5 protein-coding genes are annotated in these 3329 nt (G+C 37.8%); all 5 read right to left on the reverse strand.

Annotated features, from left to right (window positions below):
• Positions 1-446, reverse strand: a 446-nt coding sequence (locus HMPREF9184_RS09695; protein WP_001264242.1) for an RHS repeat domain-containing protein, incomplete at its 3' end; no start/stop codon positions are given.
• An 81-nt stretch (positions 447-527) separates the two neighbouring features.
• The gene (locus HMPREF9184_RS09045) at positions 528-959 is read right to left on the reverse strand and encodes a hypothetical protein (RefSeq protein WP_000368855.1); all 432 of its coding nucleotides are present in this window, start codon (positions 957-959) and stop codon (positions 528-530) included.
• Between the two features lie 11 nt (positions 960-970).
• Positions 971-1171: a hypothetical protein gene (locus HMPREF9184_RS09050; protein ID WP_000545245.1), complete on the reverse strand. Its 201-nt coding sequence runs from the start codon at positions 1169-1171 to the stop codon at positions 971-973.
• Between the two features lie 219 nt (positions 1172-1390).
• Entirely contained in the window at positions 1391-1807 is a 417-nt protein-coding gene (locus tag HMPREF9184_RS09055) for a hypothetical protein (protein WP_000680075.1), read from the reverse strand.
• 23 nt (positions 1808-1830) lie between these two features.
• Positions 1831-3329, reverse strand: a 1499-nt coding sequence (locus HMPREF9184_RS09815) for an RHS repeat-associated core domain-containing protein (protein WP_009444421.1), incomplete at its 5' end; no start/stop codon positions are given.

The raw sequence follows: 3329 nt of genomic DNA on the forward strand, positions 1-3329 counted from the left end.
ACATTCTGACTAAAGCCATACCAGAAGAGGGAGTTTTCTTCCCCACTTGGGGCTGTGTATGGCGACTTACGACCTGACTTGGTATCCTTTGGCTTGCGTTGGAAGAGCTGATAGGTGTTCTTGCCTTCTTTGCGACTGGCAGTGAAGACACGGTTATCATCCCCATCATAGAGCGCAGCCATGAGAAGTCCCTTCTTGTCCTTGATCGCAAGCAGGCGGTTCTCTGTATCGTAGATGTAGTCTAGCTTTTCTGAGTTCTTCTCAGAAGCGATGCGATTGCCATTCTTATCGTAGGTATAGGTGATGGTGCCATCTGGCCCTTCCAGTTTGGTCAAGCGGTTATGGTCATCATAGGTAAAGCGTGTCTGGCTCTCCTTACCATCGACTGTCTCGGTGCTAGTCAACTTATTGCCGGCTAGGTCATAGGTGTAACATAAAACTCTCAAAGAAATCAGAAATCCTTCCCCGAGAGTTTTTGCATGTTTGTATTACAAAAGAAGAGGTTAATTTAAATAATTAGTACTATTCTAGTTAAAATAATCATGTAATTTAATTTCTCCTCTTAAATCTTTTGAAAATAATCTAGGTAAATTATTTCTGAAATACTTAAAGTTTTCCAATTGAGTGTTTATATAGAATTGACATCGGTGTATGCCCTCATCATTATCAGCTACTTCCATGTCTACCTCAATTTTTAACTCTTCTTTAAAATTAATAGGAGTTAACGAGAAAATAAAATAGCCACTTCCTCCTTCTCTATCATCCCCAAAGAGGATTTTCCTTGGTGTATGAGGATTGTTTATATATTCATCTATGGCAATATATATATTGTTCATATCATCTTCAAAGAGGTAGCATAATTGATAAATTGTTAGAAACTTTGTTTCACAGCTAAGTCTAACTTCACAAAATTTTTCTGTTTCATCGAACCACTCAGATTGTAGTACTATATTATCCATTCCAGTTCCTCCTATTCACTTTTGAATTTAAAGTCATTGAATTCTCCCGTTGTTTTATTATAAACATAATGAATATTAATATTTTTCCCACTTGATGTTGAGACTTTCTTTTCCATCTTTACCCAGCCCTCTGAAGAATGCCATCGCGTATCACCCATTTTTAGTTTAAGTTCAACTGCATTTTCTAAAGGATTAGACATCACTTCGTGCATCGTCAACTGTTCTTGTAAATTTTTAGGTTCTGTTCTACCAGTACTTCTTCTTTTCAAAATTTAAAACGCACAATATCAAAGGTTTGAAACACCTGATATTATGCATTTTCATGATTTCAAAGATTTTTCCCAGCCTCATTCTTATGCCTTAATTTTAGTATGTTTACACACATACTTAATGTTTCTTATAGGCTGTTCCTAGTCCCCTATATTAAAGATTTAAATAGTACTCTTCCAGAAAAAATCATGTTCTGATTGTTTGATCTTCGCAACAATAACATCTCTAGAAATAATATTTAGCATAACTAATCCCTCCAAAACAATCGTAGTTTTAAAAAAATTATCATCGTAATATTCAAGCAATATCTCTTGGCAAGTGTATAACTGATTTTTCGCAAAATCTTTTACTTTAAAATTTTTTCGACTTTGAGCGTCAGTTTCATAATCTAATTCCAGACAACTAATAAAACTTACCTTCCAACATTCCTCCAAATCTACTTTATTCTCGTTATAACTTTCTATGTATATATGGACTTCATCTCCAAAATATAATATTTGTAAATCTAGAATCCGACAATCCCAATAGTCAGTCTGATTTATCTTATCCTGTATCTCCTCTATTTCAAAGTGTTTCATTAATACTACCTCAATTTCTGATGTTATTGATTATTAATCCAAGGAACATGTGCTTCCGGACTACGATAATCAACTATTCTCCCATTTATATCTAAAGAATTTTGGTCACCATCATAAAAATGCATATGAGGGTAATTTGTTTTAGAATCTGGTGGATCAATTCGAATTATCGGTTTAGGATTTACATTGTCATAAATGTGTACAAAACCATTATTATTTTTTAACTCCCATCCCTTTGGTAAAGCTCTCTGGATATTCTCTAAGCTCATATTAGAAATTTGTCTTGGTGATAAATTATCAAGTGTTGACAATGGTTGCAAGGATCCACTATATTGTTGTGGTCCATATGGCCTTAACGGTTTTAGAGATCCATTATCTGGTTGGGGGCCGTAAGGTGAACCTGTACCATTCAAATTTAATTTTTTTCCACTTTCCGCTCCCCACTTCATACCATTACCAGTCGGAACACTAGAATTGTACTTAGCAACCTGTCTACCGGCAACCGCAGCTGCCATATCTTGAATCGGCGCAATCCACGGCACATATGGAGCGACAGCTTTCTCTAAATCACTCGCTGGTGTCCCATCTATCCGATTCCCTGTCTCAGCGATATGCTTGTATAAGTTAGTATAGTGATACTTATTCATCTCAGCTACTTTTTGAGCTACCTTAGCATCTTCAATAGCCTTTAATTCTTTATAGCGAGAAATGATATATCTATTTTTAGCTGAACCAAGCGGATTAAAGTAACCTGTACCTTGATAGGTACTATAGTTACCTAGAACATTGCCATATTTATTTTTCAGGTCACTAAGAGAACTTGAATCAATATTAGCTTTTTCAGAAACAGTTAGTCCATGTCTTGCCGCATCTTCATACTTTCTAAAGTCAGCTATAGACAAGGTTTTATTTACACCCCGATCTGATGCCTTAGTCGTTTTTGGATTGCATACATGCTTCAATGTGTTCAGTAAAGACGTATTCCAGTTACGATACAGATTGAGACCTTCTCGAATTATCGGCAAGGACTGTAGTCCTGTCGCCAAGCCATATTCATAGCGAATCTGTTGACGACGACGCTGTTCTGCTTGGGCTCTTGCGCGCGCTGCTTGTTGCTGGGTATAAGCGTTAGAACTTTGTCCTCCGTAACTTCCACCTTGGTAGGTTGCCACATTAGGACCAAAAGCTTGATAATAACTTTCTGGTGCTCGGAAGGTCCGATCGGTTTTAATGCGATGATCCGTGTATTCACGTAGTGTTAGCGGTCGACCGAGTATATCTTGGCCGACAATACTTTGTTGGTAAATGCGTTGTAGACGCGTATTGATACGACGAGGACGACTTGGTTCACTACCATCAACCGCCCAGACCATTCTATGCCCACTCGGGTCGGTATAGTTGACGGGGTTATTCTGCACATAGCTGTAGCGGTTCTGGCTGAGAGGGTCCGTCGCCTCACCTGGATAGCTATCCTCGGTTAAGAAAGTGCCTCCCTGACTATCATAATACCTTGCGCGTAAAT

Origin of the sequence: Streptococcus sp. oral taxon 058 str. F0407 (assembly GCF_000235485.1) — a bacterium.
In the GTDB taxonomy this organism is placed as follows: domain Bacteria; phylum Bacillota; class Bacilli; order Lactobacillales; family Streptococcaceae; genus Streptococcus.

Coding starts and splice junctions, on each gene's coding strand:
- HMPREF9184_RS09050 (WP_000545245.1), bottom strand. CDS start 1,171: ATGCACGAAGTGATGTCTAATCCTTTAGAAAATGCAGTTGAACTTAAA.
- HMPREF9184_RS09045 (WP_000368855.1), bottom strand. CDS start 959: ATGGATAATATAGTACTACAATCTGAGTGGTTCGATGAAACAGAAAAA.
- HMPREF9184_RS09055 (WP_000680075.1), bottom strand. CDS start 1,807: ATGAAACACTTTGAAATAGAGGAGATACAGGATAAGATAAATCAGACT.